At 63.9% G+C, this 19,234-nt stretch carries 22 protein-coding genes; 11 read left to right on the top strand and 11 right to left on the bottom strand.

Translation table 11 applies throughout. The features are described 5' to 3' along the window. Window positions 1-11 precede the first annotated feature (11 nt). From argC to RQH62_RS08100, 4 genes are read right to left on the bottom strand one after another with little or no spacing between them, the layout of a single operon-like run. Window positions 12-956 carry an N-acetyl-gamma-glutamyl-phosphate reductase gene (argC, locus tag RQH62_RS08115; protein WP_311268263.1) on the bottom strand — a complete coding sequence of 315 codons (945 nt, stop codon included), beginning with the start codon at window positions 954-956 and terminating at the stop codon, window positions 12-14. Further along, entirely contained in the window at window positions 953-1,861 is a 909-nt protein-coding gene (locus RQH62_RS08110) for a C40 family peptidase (RefSeq protein ID WP_311268262.1), read from the bottom strand. The genes argC and RQH62_RS08110 overlap by 4 nt, the downstream gene beginning before the upstream one ends. Continuing rightward, entirely contained in the window at window positions 1,821-2,216 is a 396-nt protein-coding gene (locus tag RQH62_RS08105; protein ID WP_311268261.1) for a MarR family transcriptional regulator, read from the bottom strand. Before RQH62_RS08105 ends, RQH62_RS08110 begins: the two co-directional genes overlap by 41 nt. A gap of 60 nt (window positions 2,217-2,276) precedes the next feature. Then, window positions 2,277-3,674 (bottom strand): leucyl aminopeptidase family protein, encoded by a 1,398-nt coding sequence (locus RQH62_RS08100; RefSeq protein ID WP_311268260.1) that lies wholly within the window; start codon window positions 3,672-3,674, stop codon window positions 2,277-2,279. A gap of 139 nt (window positions 3,675-3,813) precedes the next feature. Between RQH62_RS08100 and RQH62_RS08095 the strand changes: the two genes are divergently transcribed. Then, window positions 3,814-4,017: a hypothetical protein gene (locus tag RQH62_RS08095; protein WP_184265413.1), complete on the top strand. Its 204-nt coding sequence runs from the start codon at window positions 3,814-3,816 to the stop codon at window positions 4,015-4,017. Further along, window positions 4,017-4,835, top strand: a complete 819-nt coding sequence (locus RQH62_RS08090) for a DUF4163 domain-containing protein (protein ID WP_311268259.1) — start codon at window positions 4,017-4,019, stop codon at window positions 4,833-4,835. Before RQH62_RS08095 ends, RQH62_RS08090 begins: the two co-directional genes overlap by 1 nt. A gap of 121 nt (window positions 4,836-4,956) precedes the next feature. Here the strand turns inward: RQH62_RS08090 and rimO are convergent, their stop codons facing one another. Both rimO and RQH62_RS08080 read right to left on the bottom strand, forming a co-directional pair. Then, window positions 4,957-6,339, bottom strand: a complete 1,383-nt coding sequence (gene rimO / locus RQH62_RS08085; RefSeq protein ID WP_311268258.1) for a 30S ribosomal protein S12 methylthiotransferase RimO — start codon at window positions 6,337-6,339, stop codon at window positions 4,957-4,959. Window positions 6,340-6,405: 66 nt separating this feature from the next. Continuing rightward, window positions 6,406-7,257 carry an AraC family transcriptional regulator gene (locus RQH62_RS08080; RefSeq protein WP_311268257.1) on the bottom strand — a complete coding sequence of 284 codons (852 nt, stop codon included), beginning with the start codon at window positions 7,255-7,257 and terminating at the stop codon, window positions 6,406-6,408. A gap of 129 nt (window positions 7,258-7,386) precedes the next feature. Between RQH62_RS08080 and RQH62_RS08075 the strand changes: the two genes are divergently transcribed. Continuing rightward, window positions 7,387-8,160, top strand: coding sequence for an SDR family oxidoreductase (locus RQH62_RS08075; protein WP_311268256.1), 774 nt, complete (start codon window positions 7,387-7,389; stop codon window positions 8,158-8,160). A 59-nt stretch (window positions 8,161-8,219) separates the two neighbouring features. Here RQH62_RS08075 and RQH62_RS08070 read toward each other — a convergent pair whose 3' ends face one another. The 4 genes from RQH62_RS08070 to serS all read right to left on the bottom strand — a co-directional run bounded on the left by RQH62_RS08070 (window position 8,220) and on the right by serS (window position 14,826). Continuing rightward, complete coding sequence (locus RQH62_RS08070; RefSeq protein WP_311268255.1) at window positions 8,220-11,045, bottom strand: TonB-dependent receptor domain-containing protein; 2,826 nt, start codon at window positions 11,043-11,045, stop codon at window positions 8,220-8,222. 172 nt (window positions 11,046-11,217) lie between these two features. Then, window positions 11,218-12,279: a potassium channel family protein gene (locus RQH62_RS08065; protein WP_311268254.1), complete on the bottom strand. Its 1,062-nt coding sequence runs from the start codon at window positions 12,277-12,279 to the stop codon at window positions 11,218-11,220. Continuing rightward, entirely contained in the window at window positions 12,276-13,322 is a 1,047-nt protein-coding gene (locus RQH62_RS08060) for a M23 family metallopeptidase (protein ID WP_311268253.1), read from the bottom strand. Before RQH62_RS08060 ends, RQH62_RS08065 begins: the two co-directional genes overlap by 4 nt. 226 nt (window positions 13,323-13,548) lie before the next feature. Beyond that, complete coding sequence (gene serS / locus RQH62_RS08055; protein ID WP_311268252.1) at window positions 13,549-14,826, bottom strand: serine--tRNA ligase; 1,278 nt, start codon at window positions 14,824-14,826, stop codon at window positions 13,549-13,551. Window positions 14,827-14,919: 93 nt separating this feature from the next. Here serS and RQH62_RS08050 point away from each other — a divergent pair, with 93 nt between their 5' ends. The 6 genes from RQH62_RS08050 to RQH62_RS08025 all read left to right on the top strand — a co-directional run bounded on the left by RQH62_RS08050 (window position 14,920) and on the right by RQH62_RS08025 (window position 17,937). Continuing rightward, on the top strand, window positions 14,920-15,357 hold the full coding sequence (locus RQH62_RS08050) for a host attachment family protein (protein WP_311268251.1): 438 nt from the start codon (window positions 14,920-14,922) through the stop codon (window positions 15,355-15,357). Window positions 15,358-15,513: 156 nt separating this feature from the next. Further along, on the top strand, window positions 15,514-15,918 hold the full coding sequence (locus tag RQH62_RS08045; RefSeq protein ID WP_311268250.1) for a hypothetical protein: 405 nt from the start codon (window positions 15,514-15,516) through the stop codon (window positions 15,916-15,918). 6 nt (window positions 15,919-15,924) lie between these two features. Beyond that, complete coding sequence (locus RQH62_RS08040) at window positions 15,925-16,497, top strand: hypothetical protein (protein WP_311268249.1); 573 nt, start codon at window positions 15,925-15,927, stop codon at window positions 16,495-16,497. A 29-nt stretch (window positions 16,498-16,526) separates the two neighbouring features. Continuing rightward, window positions 16,527-16,907, top strand: a complete 381-nt coding sequence (locus RQH62_RS08035; RefSeq protein WP_311268248.1) for a hypothetical protein — start codon at window positions 16,527-16,529, stop codon at window positions 16,905-16,907. Between the two features lie 125 nt (window positions 16,908-17,032). Then, on the top strand, window positions 17,033-17,497 hold the full coding sequence (gene dksA, locus RQH62_RS08030; protein ID WP_311268247.1) for an RNA polymerase-binding protein DksA: 465 nt from the start codon (window positions 17,033-17,035) through the stop codon (window positions 17,495-17,497). Window positions 17,498-17,562: 65 nt separating this feature from the next. Beyond that, complete coding sequence (locus RQH62_RS08025; RefSeq protein ID WP_311268246.1) at window positions 17,563-17,937, top strand: PilZ domain-containing protein; 375 nt, start codon at window positions 17,563-17,565, stop codon at window positions 17,935-17,937. Window positions 17,938-18,090: 153 nt separating this feature from the next. Here the strand turns inward: RQH62_RS08025 and RQH62_RS08020 are convergent, their stop codons facing one another. Then, the gene (locus RQH62_RS08020) at window positions 18,091-18,249 is read right to left on the bottom strand and encodes a YdcH family protein (RefSeq protein ID WP_082679101.1); all 159 of its coding nucleotides are present in this window, start codon (window positions 18,247-18,249) and stop codon (window positions 18,091-18,093) included. A 191-nt stretch (window positions 18,250-18,440) separates the two neighbouring features. Between RQH62_RS08020 and RQH62_RS08015 the strand changes: the two genes are divergently transcribed. Together RQH62_RS08015 and RQH62_RS08010 are read left to right on the top strand one after the other, a co-directional pair. Beyond that, window positions 18,441-18,620, top strand: coding sequence for a YdcH family protein (locus RQH62_RS08015; RefSeq protein ID WP_120253267.1), 180 nt, complete (start codon window positions 18,441-18,443; stop codon window positions 18,618-18,620). A 109-nt stretch (window positions 18,621-18,729) separates the two neighbouring features. Continuing rightward, window positions 18,730-19,209, top strand: a complete 480-nt coding sequence (locus RQH62_RS08010) for a DUF1465 family protein (protein ID WP_311268245.1) — start codon at window positions 18,730-18,732, stop codon at window positions 19,207-19,209. Window positions 19,210-19,234 lie beyond the last annotated feature (25 nt).

Here is a 19,234-nt window from a genome sequence, read left to right as displayed (position 1 = left end):
TAAAGTGTCGCTTACAGGCGCAGGCCGGCGGTTTCCGGCAGGCCGGCCAGGATGTTGAGATTCTGGACCGCTGCGCCGGCCGCGCCCTTGCCCAGATTATCGAGCGCCGCAACCAGCCGCGCCTGACCGCTTGCCTCGCTGCCGAACACGAACAGGGCCAGCCGGTCGGTTGCGCCGACATGCTCCAGCGTGACATTGCCCATGGCCGCGCTTTCGTCCGGCGATGCGACGCTGACGATCTGCGATCCGGCATAGGCACCCGCCAGCGCAGCATGGATATCGGCCAGCGTTGGCGCGCCGGGCATGGCGCGCAACTGCAACGGCACTTCCACGATCATGCCGCGATAGGCATTGGCTACCGCCGGCGCGAATATCGGCGGATGGGTCAGGCCCGAATAGCGGGTCATTTCCGGCACATGCTTGTGGCCCAGCGCCAGCCCATAGGGGCGGAAGGCGCTAGGCGCGCCGGCTTCGCCTTCATATTCCGCGATCATCGCCTTGCCGCCGCCGGAATAGCCCGACGCGCCCGACACCGTCACCGGCCAGTCGGCAGGCAGCAGGCCAGCCAGCACCAGAGGACGCACCGGCGCCAGGAAACCGGTCGGCCAGCAGCCGGGGTTGGCGACGAAGCGGCTGTTCGCCAGCACATCGCGATGGCCCGGCTCCAGTTCCGGGAAGCCATAGGTCCAGCCATCGGCCACGCGATGCGCGGTCGATGCGTCGATAACGCGGGTGCGATCATTGTCGATCAGCGACACGGCTTCGCGCGCGGCATCGTCCGGCAGGCAGAGGATGACGACGTCGGCGGCGTTCAGCGCATCGCGCCGCGCATGGGCATCGCGCCGCAGTTCCTCCGGCACGGTGATGAGCGACAGTTCCGGGCGACCGGCCAGCCGATCGGCGATTTCGATGCCGGTGGTGCCATGGCCACCGTCGATGAAAACCTTCGTGCTCATGCGCTGATTCTCCGCCGCGCGATAATGGGTTGCGGGTGTGTGTCGGCAAGGCGCGCGACGACGTCCGCCAGCGGTTCCTGAACGACGGCCATCCAATGGGCATTGGCATGCAGCAGCGTCTTGCCATCGGTCATGATGCCGACATGGCCGGGGAAGAAGATCAGGTCGCCGCGCTGGAGCGCCGCGTCGCTGTCGATCGGTGCGCCGATTCCTTCGCATTGCAGGTCGGTGTCACGCGGCACGACGATGCCGGCCTGTCCCAGCGCGACCTGCACCAGACCCGAGCAGTCGATGCCACGATGGCCGCGCCCGCCCCATATATAGGGCTGGCCCAGATAGCGTTCAGCCGTAGCGACCCAGTCGGCCGGCTTTGTATCAGCCGGTTCGGCGTGGCGGCTATGGATATAGCCTTCGGCGCAGGCGATGAAATTGCCCTGCACTTCGCCCGAGAAGAGCGCGCCGCCTGGCCAGTGGTCGGCGATCGGTGCCTTGATGTCCGGCGCGCTGAACAGCGGTGCGCTTTCCACCTTGATGCGGTGGCTTGGCGTTTCCAGCAAGTCGAGCGCGTCGCGGCGGATGTAGCCGACATAGCCGTCATGGCCGCAAAAGCCCCAGGCCCAGTCGGTCATCACGTCCAGCGCATGGAATGTCTCACCGCGCAGCAATTCGCTCACGGCCTCGGCCGTGGGCGAGGTGCCCGACACGATAGCCGCACCGGGTGCGACGCAAGTCAGGGGAACCGCCTTGGCATAATGGGCAGAGAAGAGCACGCCAGCCAGCGCCAGATCGGCGAGGTCACCGCGCGCCGCATGAACGCGGCGGTCGAGCGCCACCGACCGGCCATCCAGCTTGAACCGGGTTCTTTCAGGCGGAGCGTTCCGCGCGGAGTTGATCGTGCCTGTCATCGCGGCCGGTTCCTGCGATGAAATGGTGAAAGGCGTCAAGGAATTCCGCCCCTTTTGACGTCCGGGTGATGAAAATATTGCGACGATCGGCCACATCGCGCTCCCGGCGGAGATAGCCGAGCGCCGAAAGCTTGTTCAGCGCGCGGGTGATAACGGGCTTCGAAACATGCAGCGCCTCCGCCAGACCGCGCACCGTATGCGGGCCGGACCCGATATAGACGGTCATCATCAGGGCCATCTGGCGGTTGGTCAGGTCGGGTTTGCCCGATCGGACATAATCGACCAGCGTGCGCATCCACTGTCCCAGGGGTTGAAGGGCGGGGCGCTCGGTTTCGGTGAGGCTATGCGCGTTCATGCCCCCTTAACGCATGATTCCCAATCCGGTTGCGTAACGGAAGGGGGTTGGTCGCAGCCTTTATGCGTTACGTCCGTAGCGCTGTTGCAACAGCCGGAAAACGGAGCGCAGGCCCAGCGCCTCACCGCCCTTGGGCCGGCCCGGCTTTGATGCAGGGCGCCATGCGAAGGTGTCGAGGTGCAGCCATGGCGTATCATCCGGCACGAACCGCTTCAGGAACAGCGCGGCGGTGATCGCGCCGGCAAAGCCGCCTTCGCCCGCATTGTTGATATCCGCCACATCGGATTTCAGCATGTCGGCATAGCCATCCCACAGCGGCAGGCGCCAGGTCGGATCGTCTACCTGGGTGCCAGCCGCCGCGATATCGGCCGCCAGCGCCTCGTCATTTGTAAACAGGGCGGGCAGGTCGGGGCCGACCGCGACGCGCGCTGCACCGGTCAGGGTCGCGAAATCCACGATCAGTTCGGGCTTCTCTTCGCCCGCGCGGGTCAGTGCATCCCCCAGAACCAGCCGCCCTTCGGCATCGGTATTGCCGATCTCGACGCTCAGACCTTTACGCGTGCGCAAGATGTCGCCGGGGCGGAAGGCATTGCCCGCAATCGCATTTTCCGCTGCCGGGATCAGCAGGTGCAGCCGCACCGGCAGCCGCGCCCCCATGATGAGTTGCGCCAGCGCCAGCGCATGGGCCGCGCCGCCCATATCCTTCTTCATGATCCGCATGCCCGAAGACGGCTTGATGTCGAGGCCACCGCTGTCGAAGCAGATGCCCTTGCCGATGATGGCGATGCGGGGATGGGCGGCATCGCCCCAATGAAGTTCGATCAGGCGCGGGGCGAAGCTCTTGTCCGCCGCCTTGCCGACGGCATGGATCATCGGGAAGCCCTGTTCCAGTGCGTCGCCCTTGACGGTGGTGACGCTGGCGCCAAAGGCTGCGCCCACCTTCTCCACCGCCGCTTCCAGATCGGGCGGCCCCATGTCGGCGGCGGGGGTGTTGACCAGATCGCGGACCAGCGCGACCGCCTGCGCCAGTTGCACGGTGGCACTGGTCCGCGCGACGTCACCGGTCAGCAGTACGCGCGCCCCGGCCGGCGCCTCCTCCTTGCGGTAGCGGTCGAACCGATATTGCGCGGTCAGCCAGCCCAGCGCCGCTGCGCCGACTGATCCTTCGGTCAAGCGGTAGCTGCCCTCCGGCAACGTCTCGGCCAGCCGGGCGAGGCACCAACTGCCCAGGGCCTCCCGATTGGCGACCCCGGCCACGACCGACCAGTCGCCATCCTGCGCACCCGGCACGATCGCATGCTCATGCGCCAGCCCCTTGAACTTCTGCGCCATCAGCAGGGCGCGCACGGATGCGGGGCGGCTGGCCAGCCAGTTGTCGAAGCTCTTCGCATCGACCAGCCGGATCGCATGGGCGGGCTGCTGGTTGTCGGTTTTGAGCAGGTCGGAAAAATCGGTCATGACGCGGATGTACGGGAAAGGGATCGCTTCTGGGAAGCGCAATTTTTCATCGCTGCCCCGCCACGTTCGGCCCTTTCTTCATTTGCGATGTGAACCGGCCGGGCCTAGCTTCGTTAGATAACAAGCAAGGAGATGGACGATGATTCATGGTGATGATCGCAGCCTGCAAGCGGCAAGGGCGCGCGCCTATGCGCTGGCCGAAAGCGGGCAGTTCGACAACAGCAATGCGGTCCAGCAGGCGCTGGTCGCTGAAGGCTGGTCCAACGCCGGGCGCGCGCTCGACAGCGACTATGCCCGAAAGGCGATCGGCGAGAAATGCCGCGCGGCTGCAAAGGCACATTGATGCAGGGTAGACTGATGGTTCCGGCGGCGGTCCTGCTGATCGCCGCCTGTTCGCCTTCGCACGATCAATCGGCCGTCAACGCCGCAGAGAATGAGGCCGCCGCGCGTTTCGCCGACAAGATGGCGGGCACGCCGCAGCCTGCACCGCCGGCCAAACCCTTTGCGCAGGCGGACAAGAGCGAATTTCTCGAATTTTCTTACGCCTATCCGGCGCAGGCGGCTGCGATCCCGTTTCTGGTCGACAAGTTCGGCAAGGACGCGGCATCGTCCAAAGCGGATGCGCTCAAGATGGCGAAGGATGACAGCGCGGCGATGAAGGAATCGGGCTATCCCTTCCGCCCACACAGCGTGGAAACGAAATGGCGGGTGGAGGCGGACACGCCGCGCTTCCTGTCGCTCGAATCCGAATCCTACGTCTACACCGGCGGCGCGCATGGCATGACCGGCTATGACGTCGTGTTATGGGATAAGGCGCGCCGCCGCGAAACCAGCGTCAAGGCGGTGATGACTTCGCCAGCGGCCTTCGCAGCGGCGATCCGCGATCCCTTCTGCAGGGAACTGGACCGACAGCGCGCGGAAAAGCGCGGCGAACCGGTGGTGCGCGGCGATGACGACTTCACCAAATGTATCGACCCGATGTCCGAAACATTGGTGCCGACTTCCAGCGACGGCAAGCTGATCGACGCCATGACCGTGGTGGTTGGCCCTTATAGCGCCGGTCCCTATGCGGAGGGCAGCTACGATGTGAAACTGCCGGTCGACGCAGCCATGCGCAAGGCTATCAAGACCGAATATCAGGACGGGTTCGTGACGCCCTGATCCGTCTAGCCGGAATATATAAAGCCGTCATCCCAGCGAAGGCTGGGATCTCTCTTGTTCTTCGGGACGTCGCGCCAGCAGAAGTGAGATGCCAGCCTTCGCTGGCATGACGGTGAAAAGGTTAAGCCGGCACGCCGTAAAGATCATGATCATCGGCATCCTCGATCAGCACATCGAACATGTCGCCGGCCTTCCGTCCTTCGCCGACATCGCGCAGGAAGACATTGCCGTCGATTTCCGGCGCATCGGCCTGGCTACGGGCGGTGGCGCCGATGCTGCCATCTTCCTCGTCCGGCTCGCCCACTTCATCGAGAATGACGGGCAGGACGCGACCGACCTTCGCCTGCAACTTGGCGGCGCTGATCGCAGCGGTCTTTTCCATGATCCGCTGATAGCGTTCTTCCTTGACCTCTTCGGGCACGGCGCCCGGCAGGTCGTTGGCCGCCGCCCCCTCGACCGGTTCGAAGCGGAAGGCGCCGACACGGTCCAGTTGCGCCTCGTCCAGCCAGTCCAGCAGATATTGGAAGTCCGCCTCCGTCTCGCCGGGGAAGCCGACGACGAAGCTGGAGCGGATCGCGATGTCCGGGCAGATGTCGCGCCATTTGGCGATCCGGCTCAGCACCTTGGCTTCATTGGCCGGACGCTTCATCGCCTTCAATACGCTGGGCGAAGCATGCTGGAACGGAATGTCGAGATAGGGCGTCAGCAGCCCGTCGGCCATCAGCGGGATGACCTGATCGACATGGGGGTAGGGGTAGACATAGTGCAGCCGCACCCAAGGCGCCTTGCCCTCGGCGGTGCGCAATTGCCCCAGTTCGCGCGCCATGTCGGTCATATGGGCGCGCACTTCGCGGCCCTTCCACATGCGCGGATCATGGCGGGTGTCCACGCCATAGGCCGACGTATCCTGGCTGATGACCAGCAATTCCTTGGTGCCGGCCGCGACCAGCTTTTCCGCCTCGCGCAGCACTGCGTCTATGCGCCGCGACACCAGATCGCCCCGGATCGACGGGATGATGCAGAAGGAGCAGCGATGATTGCAGCCCTCTGAAATCTTGAGATAGCTGTAATGGCGCGGCGTCAGCTTCAGCCCGCCCTCGGGCACCAGGTCGACAAAGGCGTTGGGGATGGGCGGCGATGCGTCATGAACGGCATTGACCACCTGCTCATATTGATGCGCGCCGGTGACGGCCAGCACCTGCGGGAATTTCGCGCGGATTACATCCGCCTCGTCGCCCATGCAGCCGGTCACGATGACGCGGCCATTTTCGGCCATCGCCTCGCCGATTGCTTCGAGCGATTCTTCCTTGGCGGAATCGAGGAAGCCACAGGTGTTGACCAGCACGACGTCGGCGCCGGCATAGTCGGCGGACATCTGATAGCCGTCGGAACGCAGCTTGGTCAGGATACGTTCGGAGTCCACAAGGTTCTTGGGACAGCCGAGCGAAACCATGCCGATTTTCGGCGCGTCTGGGATTTTGGTTGCCATGATCGCCGCGCACATAGGGATTTTTTCGGCAAATGTCACGGGGGCGTGAAAGCGCCCGTGGCTGCGCACTACCGCCGCGTTTCAGCCGCCTTTCAACGTCCGCCGGTAATCGCTTGGCGTCAGGCCCACATGCTGGCGGAAACTGGTCGCGAAATGGCTGGGGGAGGCAAAGCCGGTGGCCAGCGCGATATCGGTTACGCTGCGCCGACTCGATGCCAGCAGCGCCTTCGCCCGGTCGATCCGGCGCGCGATCAGAAATTGATGCGGCGTGGTGCCGAACGCCGCTGAGAAGGCGGTCAGGAACAGGTCCGGCGACAGGTCGACCCAGCCGGCCATCTCGCGCAGCGACAGGCTGTTGTCCAGTTGATCGTCCATCGCCGCCACCAGTCGCGCACGCTGCGCCGCGTCCAGCCGGTTGCGGGGCGGGCGGGGTGTCGGCGCCCGGCCTTCGCCATAATGATCGACCAGATGCAGCCGCAATATCTCCGCTAGCGCATCGCGGGAGAGGCGGGCAATATCATCGTCCCGCCCCGCCACCGCCGCCAGTTTCTCCACCAGCGCATGCAGAAAGGGATCGCGAAAGCCGATGCGGGGCCGGATCTCCAGCCCCTTCATCAGCGTGCGGGGAATGGTCAGTTCGCAAAAGCCGACCGTCTGCCCTCTGGCCAGCGCGGCATAACGATGGTCCGCCGGGATCACCCAGATATCGCCGATTTGCGGCAGCAACCGGCCGGACGGGCCGTGGCTGAACAGGCTTTCCATCGAATCCATCCGCCCTTCGCGATGGACGACGAGCGTGTGGTGCCGTTCCTGAAAGCTCCAGTCGGTGGGCCGGGTAATGGCTTCGCGCACGAACTGGATGCCGACCCCCTGCATGGTCAGCGTCTGGCGAGATAGGACGTCTCGAACGGGTGCCGGCCGGTCCTGGGACATAGGCGACTCCTCAACAGCGTTAGCAGAGGATTAAGCCACGGATTTTTCGAAAGCGAAACGATTTTTGGAAGGCGGGCGATCATGGCGGCAATTATTGGCTGGGTCATGGATCAACCAAAGGAGCCTGCCATGACCGACCATAGCATTAAGGGAAAGACCGTCCTCATCGCCGGTGGCGCGAAAAATCTGGGCGGCCTGATTGCCCGCGATCTGGCGGCGCAGGGCGCGCAGGAAATCGTCGTCCATTATAATAGCGAGGCGACCCGCGCCGCGGCAGAAGAAACGGTGGCGGCGGTCGAGGCGGCAGGGGCCGTCGGATATGCGTTGCAGGGCGACCTGACCACGGCCGATGCCGTCCGCGCCCTGTTCACCAATGCAAAGGAGGTGATGGGCCGTATCGACATCGCCATCAACACCACCGGCATGGTCATCAAGAAGCCGTTCCCCGACATTACGGAGGAGGATTATGACCGGATCTTCGCGATCAACAGCAAGGCGGCCTTCTTCTTCATTCAGGAAGCGGGCAAGCATCTGTCGGATGGCGGCAAGCTGACGACGATCGTGACGTCGCTGCTGGGCGCCTTCACCGGCCTCTATTCCATCTACGCGGGGTCCAAGGCGCCGGTCGAGCATTTCACCCGTGCCGCGTCCAAGGAGTTCGGCGCGCGCGGCATTTCCGTCACCGCGATCGCGCCGGGGCCGATGGAGACGCCCTTCTTCTACGGGCAGGAAAATGCGGAATCGGCCGCCTACAACCAGTCGGCGGCCGACCTGTCGAAGTTCACCAAGACCGGCCTCACCGATCCGGTCGACATCGTGCCGCTGGTCCGCTTTCTGGTGAGCGAAGGCTGGTGGATCACCGGCCAGACGATCCTGGCCAATGGCGGCTATACCACCAAGTGAAAGGAAAAGGGGCGCGCCGTTGCGGGCGCGCCCTTGCCTAGTTTTCCGTTATCGACCGGTCACATCTTGTAGGACAGGCGCAGATAGCCGAACTGGCCCGGCACATCATAGCTGGTGGTGTCGAAATTGGCGCCGTCGCAGGTGCCGCACAGCGGCGGGTCGCGATCGAACAGATTGTTCACGCCGATCGTGAAGCGCGCGCGATGGTCCATCCAGCCGGGCGAGAAATAGGCCTGAACGTCGCCATAGAAGGTCGCCTTCATGACATTGCCGTCGCTTTCCGTCACCTTGCTCAGATAACGGCCGGTGAAGGACAGGCCATAGGCTTCAGTCGAATAGTCCAGCGTCGCGTTCGCCTTGAAGTGCGGATAGGCCTGATCGCTCGACCCGCAGCGTTCCGTGCCGGCGCATTTGATCGTCGGCGCACCCAGATCCGCTGGCGGCTTGATGTTGTACTTCAACAGATAGGCGGCGTTGATGTTCAGGCCAACCGATCCGTTGCCAACCATCTTCGAGCGATAGGTCAGCGTGCCGTCGATCCCGTCCGTCTCGATCGCGTTCAGGTTCTGGAGCACGCCGTCGATGCCCGCGACTGCGCCGCTGCCGGTGCGGGTGATCGCGGCGCAACTGATCGGATCAGCCTCGAACGCGCAGCGCTGGAGCGTCAGCGTCGCGGGCACCGAGTCGATCGCATTCTTCAGCGTGATCGTGTAATAATTGACCTCGATGCTGAACTGGCTGGCGAAGCTGTCGCGCGCCCAGGCGGGGCTATAGACGCCGCCCGCCGTCCAAGTCTTGGACGTTTCCGGCTTCAGGCCGGCAAAGCCCTGCGAGAAGACGCCCAACTGGCCGCCCTGCGGTTCGGCATAGCTGCCGCTGGCCGGCACGCCATTGGCGATGCAGTTGGCCCGCACGGTGGCGTTGGTCTGCCAGGCGCTGCCCGCCACATTGGTGCAGGGGTCGTTGATCGTCGCGTCGGTGCGCGACCGGCCGGCATACAACTCGCCGATGCTGGGCGCGCGCAGGCTTTCGGCATAGCCGCCGCGTAGCAGCAGGTCGCGGGTCGGCTTCCACAGACCCGACACGGTATAGGTCGTGTTGCTGCCAAAGCTGCTGTAATTGGAATGGCGCACCGCGCCGTCCAGCTCCAGCTTGTGGAAGAAGGGCGTGTCGGCCAAAATCGGGATGCGCAATTCGCCGTAAAATTCATCGACGTTGAAGCCGCCGCGCGCGGGACTTGTCGGTACGTCCGCGCCAAGGCCGGCGGTGATCAGCGGATCGGGCGTATAGCTGGCCTGCTGGTCGCGATGTTCGTAGCCTATGGCAAAGCCAACCGCGCCGGCCGGCAGGTCGAACAGGTCGCCCGACAGGTTGGCGGTGACGTCCCACAATTCCTGCTCGCTGCGGTCATGCTCGTCGAAGGTGACATAATCGAGCATCGCTTGCGTGATGGAGCCTGCGCCGCCGAAGATGTTGAACGGCACGCAATCGCCGGTGCAGTCGGCGACCGGGCCGAGTGCGCGGGCCAGCTTGGCGGCGTTCAGATTGCCGGTGAAGGTCTGGCGCGCATTATTGGTGCCATAGCTGCCATTGACGTCCCAATACCATTTATGGTCGCCGACATCGAACGTGCCTTCCAATGTCGCCGCCATGGTCAGCGTGTCGACTTCCTGACTGAAGATGCGCGGCCCGCCTTCCACGAAGCGGCGACGGATGGTCGAATAATTGGCCGGGCTGCCATCCGCGCCCGACGACAGCGTCACGCCGAACGGGTTGAAGGGATTGGTGGCATCGACCGATATGGTGTCGAGCAGATTGCCGTTGCCCGCATCCGGCCCGATGAACAGCGGCAGGAATGCCGCCTGCGTCGTGGATTCGCGATGCTGGTAGACCAGCCGGGTGCGCAGGCTGACGGCGTCGGAAAATTCGAACTTGCCGTTCAGGAAGGCGCCATAGCGTTCCGACGGGGTCAGCAGATAATTATAGGGCGCGAAATTGAAGGAGTCGGTCGCGGAACTGTAAGCGCGATAGTCGCTGAGCACAGGATTGCGACCGATCACCGGGCTGCCCAGCGTCAGGCTTTGTCCCAGCACATCGTAGCGGCCGTTGGGCGTGGCGCTGGAACAGCCGCCATCGGCGCAACTGCTGCCGCCCGCCGCCGGCCATTGCGATATCGAACGGTCGGCGGTGCTGACGCCTTCCTGCTTTACATAATTGCCGCCGACGACCACCGACACCCGGTCGCTCTGGAAACCATAGCTGGCGTTGAGGTCATAGGTATGGCCGTCGCCCTGACGGTAGGTGCCGAACTGGGCCGACATGTCGAGGCCCTTTTGCGACTGGCGGGTGATGATGTTGACCACGCCCGCGACCGCATCCGACCCGTAAAGCGGGGAGGCGCCCGATTGCAGCACTTCCACCCGCTCGATCATGCTCTGCGGAATGGTGTTGAGGTCGACCGAGGCCGGGATGCCGCCTGCCGCCGATCCGTTGACGTAGCGCATGCCATCGACCAGCACGAGCGTGCGCTTGGCGCCCAGATAGCGCAGGTCGATTTCGGCCGAACCCGATGACACGCCGGTGCCGTCCGGCGGCCCGCCGATATTGCCGGCATTGTTGGTCTTAGTGTTGAGGCCGCCGGCCGCGCTGGGGATGCGTTGCAGCACGTCGGCGACGGAGGTCAGGCCGGTGCGGGCGATCGCCTGTTGATCGACCGTGACGATCGGCTTGTCCTGATCGAGTGGATCGCGGCGGATGCGTGACCCGGTGACAATGATCGCGGTGCCATCTTCGGCTTGCGGTTCGACGGATTGGGCGAAGGCGGGAACGGTCCAGGCGACGACGGACAGCATGACGCCGCATTGCAAGGCACTTTTAAAGCGCATGTTACACCCCTTATTTCAGCGACCTGTCTGGCACAGGTTCTGAAAAAGGAGTGTTTGCGCTTTACAACAGTATAGCAATCGGGGCGGCGGCTGACCGGACAGAATGTAGCGCTAATATTGCAAGTTGTTGCTGCTCTGCAACAAAATGCAACCATTCGTCTCTGCTCAGGCTCTATTTGTCGGACGGCGCGCCGTCGCCTTCCGTCACCTCGATGATGCAATCGCCGGTCTGGAGCCGCTGCGCGCCTTCTTCCCAGAAGCCGATCGGGCGATCGTCGCGATAGATGCGCAGGCCAAGCCCGGTCCTGATCGCCGACAGCGGTCCGCCAATCTCCTGTGGCAGCACCGCGCGCTCGTTCAGCTTGATGCGCCCGCCGGCCGCCGCCAGATCCGTCATATAATCGGCGAGATGCCGCCCGCTGGTACTGCCTGCCAGCAACAGGCCGGCAAAACTGACCGGGTTGATGACGGTGGTGGCGCCTGCCTGCCGCGCGGGCAGTTCATTATCCTCGTTCCGCACGACGATGCTGATCGGCAGGCGCGGGGCCAGATGCCGCGCGGTCAGGGTGATGAGGATGGAGGTATCGTCCCGCCCCGCCGACACGATCATGATGCGGGCGCGGTGGATGGCGACGTCCTTCAACGTCTTGTCCCGCGTGGAATCGCCGCACAAGATGTTGCACCCCTGCGCCTCCGCCAGTTCCAGCGCCTTCTCGCTGCCGTCGATGACGACGATCTCGCGCGGGTCGGTGCCACGCGCCAGCAGCTCGTTCACCGCCTCCTGCCCGCTGGTGCCGAAGCCGGTGACGACGATATGGTTGTGCAGATCGGCCTGAATTCGCGCCATGCGCCACCTGTAGAGGATGTTGCGGAGAAAGAGATTATAGGCCGTGCCAAGGAAGATCAGCCAGACGAACAATCGGATCGGCGTCACGAAGATGGATTCGAACAGCCGCGCTTCCGGCGTGACCGGCACGATATCGCCATAGCCTACCGTCGTAACCGTTACGGTAGTGAAATAAAGAACGTCGATGAAGCTGATCTGATTGTCGTAATTATCTTTGAGGCCATCGCGACCGACCCAGTGGAGCAGCAGCACCAGCGCGATCAGGCCGAACACCAGCCCCAGCCGCCAGACCAGATCGGCCCAGAGCGGCATGGACGATCGCCGCCGCAGGAAACCGGCTGTGGCCGAAGAGGCGGCCGACGACGGGATCGGCGGCTTGATCCTCATGCCGGGGGCAACTGGGCGATCGGGTTCACCGGCACGCGATCCTTGCGCAGTTCGAAATGCAGCTTGGGCTTGCTGGCATAGCCGGTGTCGCCGGTCAGGCCGATCACCTGCCCCTTCGTGACCTTCTGTCCGCGCACCACATCGACGCGGCTGGCATGGCCATAGGCGCTGACCCAGCTACTGCCATGGTTGATGAGGACGAGGCCGCCGAACACCGCCACCTTGTCCCCCGCATAAGCGACGACGCCATCGGCGGTCGCGCGGATCGGCGTGCCCATGGGGGTCGCGATGTCGATGCCATTATTCTTCGCGCCGCTCTCGCCGGGGCCGAAGCGCGACAGGATCATGCCCTTGACCGGCCAGGCGAAGCTGCCGGCGAAGCGCGCGGGCTGGGCCGCCGGGACATTGGAGGGCAGGGGCTTTGGCGCGCTCGACGCCACCGCCTTGGGGGCATTGTCTGCCGTGGCGGGCTGGCCGCCGGTCAGCACATCGTCAATGTCGATGCGGAAGGCGGCGGCGCGCTGCTCGATGCTGCTGGGCGCGCGGGCAGGGGTGCCGCCGGGCAGCAACAGCCTTTGGCCCCGCCGCAGGATGTAAGGCTCATCCAGCCCGTTGACGTCCACAATCTGCCGCCATGGCACACCATAGGCCGCGGCGATGGCGATGCCCGTCTCACCCTCCGCCACCAAATGGTATCGGCCGCCGGGGATTTGCAGCCTCTGTCCGGCGCGCACGCCATAGGGCGCCGCCAGTCCATTGGCCCGCGCGATCGCTTCCGATCCGGCACCGGTGCGATTGCCGATGCCGCGCAGCGTGTCACCCGGCTGGACGACATAGGTGGATGCGGGGACGGTCCGGGCGCCGGGCACCACCTGCTGCGCGGTCCAGACAGGCTGCGGTTCGGCCAGCTTCACGGTGGCTGCATCGGCATCCATGCGCGGCGGTGGGGTGGGCGCGGGGTCGGCTCGCTCCGCCTGATTGGGAATACAGGCCGCCAGCAAGAGCGGACCAAGCGGCAGGATCAGGAGGGACGGGCGCTGCATCGGCATTCATTTACCGTATCGCGCAATGGTTTCCACTCCTTAACCAACCGCCCTTTGGTTCTTTTACCAAGTTCCGTTCGGTTCGAGCCTGTCGAGAACCCGTGCGCATGGTTCTCGACAGGCTCGAACCGAACGGCAACAGGAGCAAATTCGTTAGCCTGCTAACGAATTTGCTCTGCGCGTTTACCTGTCCAACTCGCTGTCGCACAGTACGTGGACTGCCCTGTCAGCGCGGCTCCAGCGTGGTGATGCCGCCCATATAAGGCGCCAGCGCGGCCGGCACGATCACGCTGCCATCAGCCTGCTGGTAATTTTCCAGCACCGCCACCAAAGTCCGGCCCACGGCCAGCCCCGACCCGTTCAGCGTATGCAGGAAGCGAGTCTGCTTCTCGCCCTCCGGTTTGTAGCGGGCGTTCATCCGCCGCGCCTGAAAATCGCCGCAGTTGGAAACGGAGCTGATCTCGCGATAGGTCTGCTGGCTCGGCAGCCAGACTTCCAGATCCCATGTCTTGCGCGCGCCAAAACCCATGTCGCCGGTGCAGAGCAGCATCTTGCGATAGGGCAGCTCCAGCGCCTGCAAGATACCCTCGGCCGCCGCGACCATGCGTTCATGCTCGGCGTCCGACTCTTCGGGCGCGCAGATCGCGACCAGTTCGACCTTCTCGAACTGATGCTGGCGGATGAAGCCGCGCGTGTCGCGCCCGGCCGACCCGGCCTCGGACCGGAAGCAGGGCGTCAGCGCGGTCAGCCGGATCGGCAGGCTGTCGGTCGGCACGATCTGCTCCGCCACCAGATTGGTCAGCGAGACTTCGGCGGTCGGGATCAGCCATCGGCCATCGGTGGTCTTGAATAAGTCTTCAGCGAACTTCGGCAATTGCCCGGTACCGAACAGCGCGTCGTCCTTCACCAGCAGCGGCGGATTGGTTTCTTCATAGCCGTTGGTGCCGCTCTGGGTGTCGAGCATGAACTGCGCCAGCGCCCGGTGCAGCCGCGCCATCTGCCCGCGCAGCGCGGTGAAGCGCGCGCCGGACAGCTTCGCGCCACCCTCGAAATCCAGCCCCAGCGCCGGGCCGAAATCGGCATGGTCCTGCGGCGCAAAGTCGAAGCTGCGCGGCGTGCCCCAGCGGCTCACCTCGACATTGTCCGCCTCGTCCGCCCCTTGCGGGACATCGTCGCCCGGCAGGTTGGGGATGGCGGCCAGCATCGCGGTCAGCGCCTCGCCGACTTCCTTGTCCTGCGCTTCCAGCGCGGGCGTGCCTTCCTTCAGCGCTGCGACTTCCGCCTTCAGCGCCTCGGCTTTATCCATGTCCTTGGCCGCCATGGCCTGACCGATCGCCTTGCTGGCCTCGTTGCGGCGGGCCTGGCCCTGCTGCAATTCGGTCTTGATCGCCCGGCTCTTCTCATCAAGCGCCAATATGTCGGTGGACAGGGGCGCCAGCCCGCGCCGGGCAAGGCCGGCGTCGAAAGCGGCGGGGTTTTCGCGGATGAAGCGGATGTCGTGCATGGGGCCGTCCTATGCCGCCGTGCGACGAACCGCGCAACCCTGCGCGCTGCCGTCCGTTGGTCCTGCATCCATGAAAAAGCACAGGAGACAGCGATGCAGATCGACCATGATGCAATGATATTGGTGGCGGACGGCCGCAAGCTGCTCTTTTTTCGCAACAAGGGCGATAGCGCTTACCCGCAACTGGAGGCGGAAACGGTCGAGGTGCAGGATAATCCATCCCATCTGGAACAGGCGTCCGACCGGGCCGGTCAATCCTCCTCCACCGGCACCGCGTCCGGCACGATGGGCGAGAATAATTTCCACGAATTGGAGGAGCAGCGCTTCGCCGCCCATGCCGCCGACCTGCTGAAACGCCGCGCCTTCGCGCAGGATTATGAAAAGCTGATCATCGTCGCGCCGCCGTCGGCGCTGGGCGAAATGCGCAAGCATCTGCACAAGGAAGTGCAAAATCGGCTGGTGGGGGAGATCGCCAAGGATCTGACCAATCACCCGGTCACGGAAATCGAGAAGCTGATCGCGGCCAACTGAGTGATGCGGGATTAGACCGAAAATATTTTACATCCGTTCGGGCTGTCCTTGTCGAAGCCCGCTCTTTTTTATTCGCCACGTTGAGATGGCGACGGCCCTTCGACAGGCTCAGGGCGAACGGATCATGTAGACAGGGTCATTTCCAGATCGCCGGACATGAAAAAGGGGCGGTCCCGTTGCCGGGGCCGCCCCTTTTTCATGCAGCTTGGCGCCCGTTACGCGGCGGCTTGCGCCTTGCGCTCGGCAAAGCGGCGGCGGGCGACGAGCGCCACAGCGGCCGCGCCGAACAGGAGCACCATCGGCGGCGCCGGAACATCCGTGCCACCAGTGCTGCCGCCCGAGCCCCCGCTCGAGCTGCTGGATGACGAACTGCTCGACGAAGAGCTGCTCGAAGAAGAACTGCTGCTGGATCCCGTGCTGCCGAAGCTGGACGAACCGCCCGACGACGAGGAACTGCTCGAAGAGGAACTGGACGACGACGAGGAGCCGGACGAACCCGAACTGCCGCCCGACGAACCGGGATGGTCCGGTTTGCCCGGATGGTCGGGCTTGCCGGGGTGATCCGGCTTGCCGCCGCTCGAACTGCTCGATGAGGAACTGGAGGACGAGGAAGAGGACGAACTCGAACTCGACGAAGACGAACTGCTGCTGACATTGCCCGACGAGGTCGAGACGTTGCCGGAGGATGTGGACACGTTACCCGAAGAGGTCGAGACGCCACCGGTTGAGGTCGAAACCCCGCCCGTGGACGTGGACACGCCGCCGGTCGACGTCGAAACGCCACCCGTGGTCGAGCTGGTCGAGCTGCTGATGCCGCCGGTCGAGCTGCTGGTCGAGGAGATGACGACCGAGCCGCCACCGCTGCCACCACCGCCGCCGCCGAAGAAGCCGCCGATGAAGCCACCGCCGCCAAAGCCGCCGCCGCCGCCCATCACGACCGGCACGGCGCCACCGCCGCCCGACATCATCGGCATTTCCGCCATCGGCATCGGCGCGGGCAGGGGTATGGGTGCCGGCTGCGTCGTAACTGTCACGACTTGCGGCGCTGCGGCCACGCGGACGGTCTTGACGACCTTGCGCTTCAAGGTGCGGACGGCCAGGCGCTTCTTGGGCGCCGCCTTCATGCTCTTGGTGCTGTGAACCACGGCCGGGCGCGCATTCTCTGCGACATGGACAGCGCCGCCGCCGATGATCGCCCCGCCACAGGTGCAGGCGCACAATTTTGCCAAAGCCATCCGAACCGACATAGGATCTACTCTTTTCTCATTACCCCTGCACCTTTTGCCGAATCCCCTTCAGCGCCAGGTTTCACGGGAACTTCCTATGCGTATAGAACGCAAAAAAAAGGGTTAACTGCAATCCCGTTAACCCTCAATATCATGTTCAAGGTGCAGGAAAAGCTACTGTTTGCTGAAAGCAAATGGTTAACGTCCCACTATGGAACGGTCAAAGGCGCAGGTCTGAACGTGCGGGCAGGGCAGTTCATCGCAACATGGCGCAAAAGCACGGTTCATGACAACTCCTGTCATCCATTGGGAAAAATGGACTAAACCATGATCCCGACCGTTGATTGCCCGCTTGTGTCGGTCTGCGCCGATGGCTATGAGGCCCGCACAATCAATATTTGGGCGCCCGGAACATTCAAGCGCCGGGGCCTGACGAGTCGGAGAGCCAGATGGCATCGGTCCTGAATTCCGATAAAGACGGCGAAAAGCCGCCCAAATCGACTGTGACGCTTCCCGCCGATTACCGCCCGTCGGCTGACGAAGAATTTATGAATCCGTTCCAGCAGGAATATTTCCGGCAGCGTCTGTGGGACTGGAAGAAGCAGATCCTGGCCGAAGCGGAAGGCACGCTGGCGGTGCTGCAAAATGAACCGCTGCGCGAACCCGACCTCAACGACCGCGCGTCGAGTGAAACCGACTGGTCGATCGAACTGCGCACCCGCGACCGCCAGCGCAAGCTGATCTCCAAGATCGACGCCGCCCTGCGCCGCATCGACGATGGCGAATATGGCTATTGCGAAGTGACCGGCGAACCCATCTCGCTCGGCCGGCTGGAAGCGCGTCCGATCGCGACCATGACGGTCGAGGCGCAGGAACGTCACGAGCGTCAGGAAAAGATCTCGCGCGACGATTAACGGTTTTTCCATCACCCCACGGCTAGGATGCCGGCATCACCGCTATCTTAACCGTGGGTTTGTGCATGGACGACGAACAGGATATTTCGGACCGGGGACCGGCGCGCGCCGCGCCGCGTGACAGCCTGTTCCTGCTGACCACGCTCAGCACGCCTGATGGCGCGCAACTGGGCAAGGCCCGCGTGCGCAATCTGTCGGCCACAGGTCTGATGGCGGATTGCGAGCGAGCTGTTCCGTCGGGAATTCAGATCATCTGCGAATTGCGCGGTATCGGGCCGGTTACCGGATCGGTCGCCTGGTCGCGGGAGGAAAAGATCGGCATCGCCTTTGACGAGCCCATCGATCCGCAACTGGCGCGCAAGCCGGTGGGCAATGGCGCAGGTAAAGCGAATGTCCCCGACTATCTGCGGATGCACCAGCGCGGCGCGACCCGCCGCTAATCGCATCTTCATAAGATAATAAAATGCCCCGCAAGCCTGCCGGCTCCGGGGCTTTTTGCGATCCTGAAGCCGTCTGTTGCGCGGCTGGGCGGAGGGAGGACCGGCGATCGGCATCGCCCGGCCCCAGCCTCCTTTACGGACTTTGCCAGCGTCTCAGTGCTGCGCCGCCAACTCTTCCTTCAACCGCAATTTCTGCTTCTTGAGCGAGGCCACGAGGATGGCGTCGGGCATGGGCCGACTCGACTCGGCCTTGATTCGGGCTTCAAGGCCGGCATGCTTGGCTGAAAGTGCTGAGATGTGGCTATTTTCCATGACATTCTCCTTACGAGGGGTGATGGATGATCAAATAAATCATGATTCGTCCCGCTTGTCTCGCGGTGATTCGGCCTTTGCGACGGGCCGCGCGTAAATTTGCGATGGTCCGCACCGCCCGCCCGCGTTATCAGGCATGGCTTAGGTAGCGAAGTGAAGGGCAGGGAGGCGCAGTGAGCCGGGAAGACATCATGCGCCGACTGGAATTGCTGCGGGTCGAGCATCGCGATCTCGACAGCGCGATCGCCGCGCTGGTCGATGCAGGCGGTGGCGACCAGATGCAGATCGCGCGTCTCAAGAAGCGCAAGCTGCGCCTGCGCGACGAAATTTCCACACTGGAAGATGCGCTGGTCCCCGACATCATCGCCTGAACAAAGTTTTTCGGTTAACGCCGCGCTAACCGATCCCAAATGGGACAAAGGGCGCCGACAGCCCGGCAATGGGCCTGACAAGGTTGCGAAAATATGGCAGCAACGGGTGATGCAGAACCCCGCTTTCCTTGATCCTGGCCTCCATCGCCGGTTGGTGGACGGACTCTATCTGGAAGCCATGGTGATGGCGGATGAGGCGCGCGCCTATTTCGACGGCAGCGCCTCGCTGGACGATGGAGTGGACGATCCGATGCGCCGGGTCGCCTTCGCCTGCGAATCGCTCAAGGTGACAACCCGGCTGATGCACATCATCGCCTGGCTGCTCAGCCAGCGCGCCTGGCAGCGCGGCGAGATCGAGCAGATCGACCTGAGCGACGAAAAATACCGGCTGGGCCGCGCGTCTCAGACGGATCGGGATCTGGCGGCCAGTTTCCCCTTTGCCGCGCGCGCGCTGATCGATGCCAGCCAGGAACTGTATGAGCGCGTCGCCCGGTTGCAGGATCGGATCGACGTGATGAGCAGTGCGGCCGCGACGGCGCTGGCCAGTCCTGCGCGTGCGCTGCTCGACCGGTTGAATACCGCATTCTGACGATTGGCCCGTAAAGTAAGGCGAT

The sequence above is a fragment of the Sphingobium sp. WCS2017Hpa-17 genome (assembly GCF_031843765.1).
Lineage (GTDB): Bacteria > Pseudomonadota > Alphaproteobacteria > Sphingomonadales > Sphingomonadaceae > Sphingobium.
Note: the sequence above shows the minus strand (reverse complement) of the source record. Positions and strands in the feature narration are given on the sequence as shown.

Coding starts and splice junctions, on each gene's coding strand:
- RQH62_RS08050 (WP_311268251.1), top strand. CDS start 14,920: ATGCAGATCGACCATGATGCAATGATATTGGTGGCGGACGGCCGCAAG.
- RQH62_RS08065 (WP_311268254.1), bottom strand. CDS start 12,279: ATGAGGATCAAGCCGCCGATCCCGTCGTCGGCCGCCTCTTCGGCCACA.
- RQH62_RS08015 (WP_120253267.1), top strand. CDS start 18,441: ATGCGCCGACTGGAATTGCTGCGGGTCGAGCATCGCGATCTCGACAGC.
- RQH62_RS08035 (WP_311268248.1), top strand. CDS start 16,527: ATGGACAGCGCCGCCGCCGATGATCGCCCCGCCACAGGTGCAGGCGCA.
- RQH62_RS08020 (WP_082679101.1), bottom strand. CDS start 18,249: ATGGAAAATAGCCACATCTCAGCACTTTCAGCCAAGCATGCCGGCCTT.
- rimO (WP_311268258.1), bottom strand. CDS start 6,339: ATGTGCGCGGCGATCATGGCAACCAAAATCCCAGACGCGCCGAAAATC.
- RQH62_RS08025 (WP_311268246.1), top strand. CDS start 17,563: ATGGACGACGAACAGGATATTTCGGACCGGGGACCGGCGCGCGCCGCG.
- serS (WP_311268252.1), bottom strand. CDS start 14,826: ATGCACGACATCCGCTTCATCCGCGAAAACCCCGCCGCTTTCGACGCC.
- RQH62_RS08105 (WP_311268261.1), bottom strand. CDS start 2,216: ATGAACGCGCATAGCCTCACCGAAACCGAGCGCCCCGCCCTTCAACCC.
- RQH62_RS08045 (WP_311268250.1), top strand. CDS start 15,514: ATGAAAAAGGGGCGGTCCCGTTGCCGGGGCCGCCCCTTTTTCATGCAG.
- argC (WP_311268263.1), bottom strand. CDS start 956: ATGAGCACGAAGGTTTTCATCGACGGTGGCCATGGCACCACCGGCATC.
- RQH62_RS08070 (WP_311268255.1), bottom strand. CDS start 11,045: ATGCGCTTTAAAAGTGCCTTGCAATGCGGCGTCATGCTGTCCGTCGTC.
- RQH62_RS08075 (WP_311268256.1), top strand. CDS start 7,387: ATGACCGACCATAGCATTAAGGGAAAGACCGTCCTCATCGCCGGTGGC.
- RQH62_RS08095 (WP_184265413.1), top strand. CDS start 3,814: ATGATTCATGGTGATGATCGCAGCCTGCAAGCGGCAAGGGCGCGCGCC.
- RQH62_RS08080 (WP_311268257.1), bottom strand. CDS start 7,257: ATGTCCCAGGACCGGCCGGCACCCGTTCGAGACGTCCTATCTCGCCAG.
- RQH62_RS08010 (WP_311268245.1), top strand. CDS start 18,730: ATGCAGAACCCCGCTTTCCTTGATCCTGGCCTCCATCGCCGGTTGGTG.
- dksA (WP_311268247.1), top strand. CDS start 17,033: ATGGCATCGGTCCTGAATTCCGATAAAGACGGCGAAAAGCCGCCCAAA.
- RQH62_RS08100 (WP_311268260.1), bottom strand. CDS start 3,674: ATGACCGATTTTTCCGACCTGCTCAAAACCGACAACCAGCAGCCCGCC.
- RQH62_RS08060 (WP_311268253.1), bottom strand. CDS start 13,322: ATGCAGCGCCCGTCCCTCCTGATCCTGCCGCTTGGTCCGCTCTTGCTG.
- RQH62_RS08110 (WP_311268262.1), bottom strand. CDS start 1,861: ATGACAGGCACGATCAACTCCGCGCGGAACGCTCCGCCTGAAAGAACC.
- RQH62_RS08090 (WP_311268259.1), top strand. CDS start 4,017: ATGCAGGGTAGACTGATGGTTCCGGCGGCGGTCCTGCTGATCGCCGCC.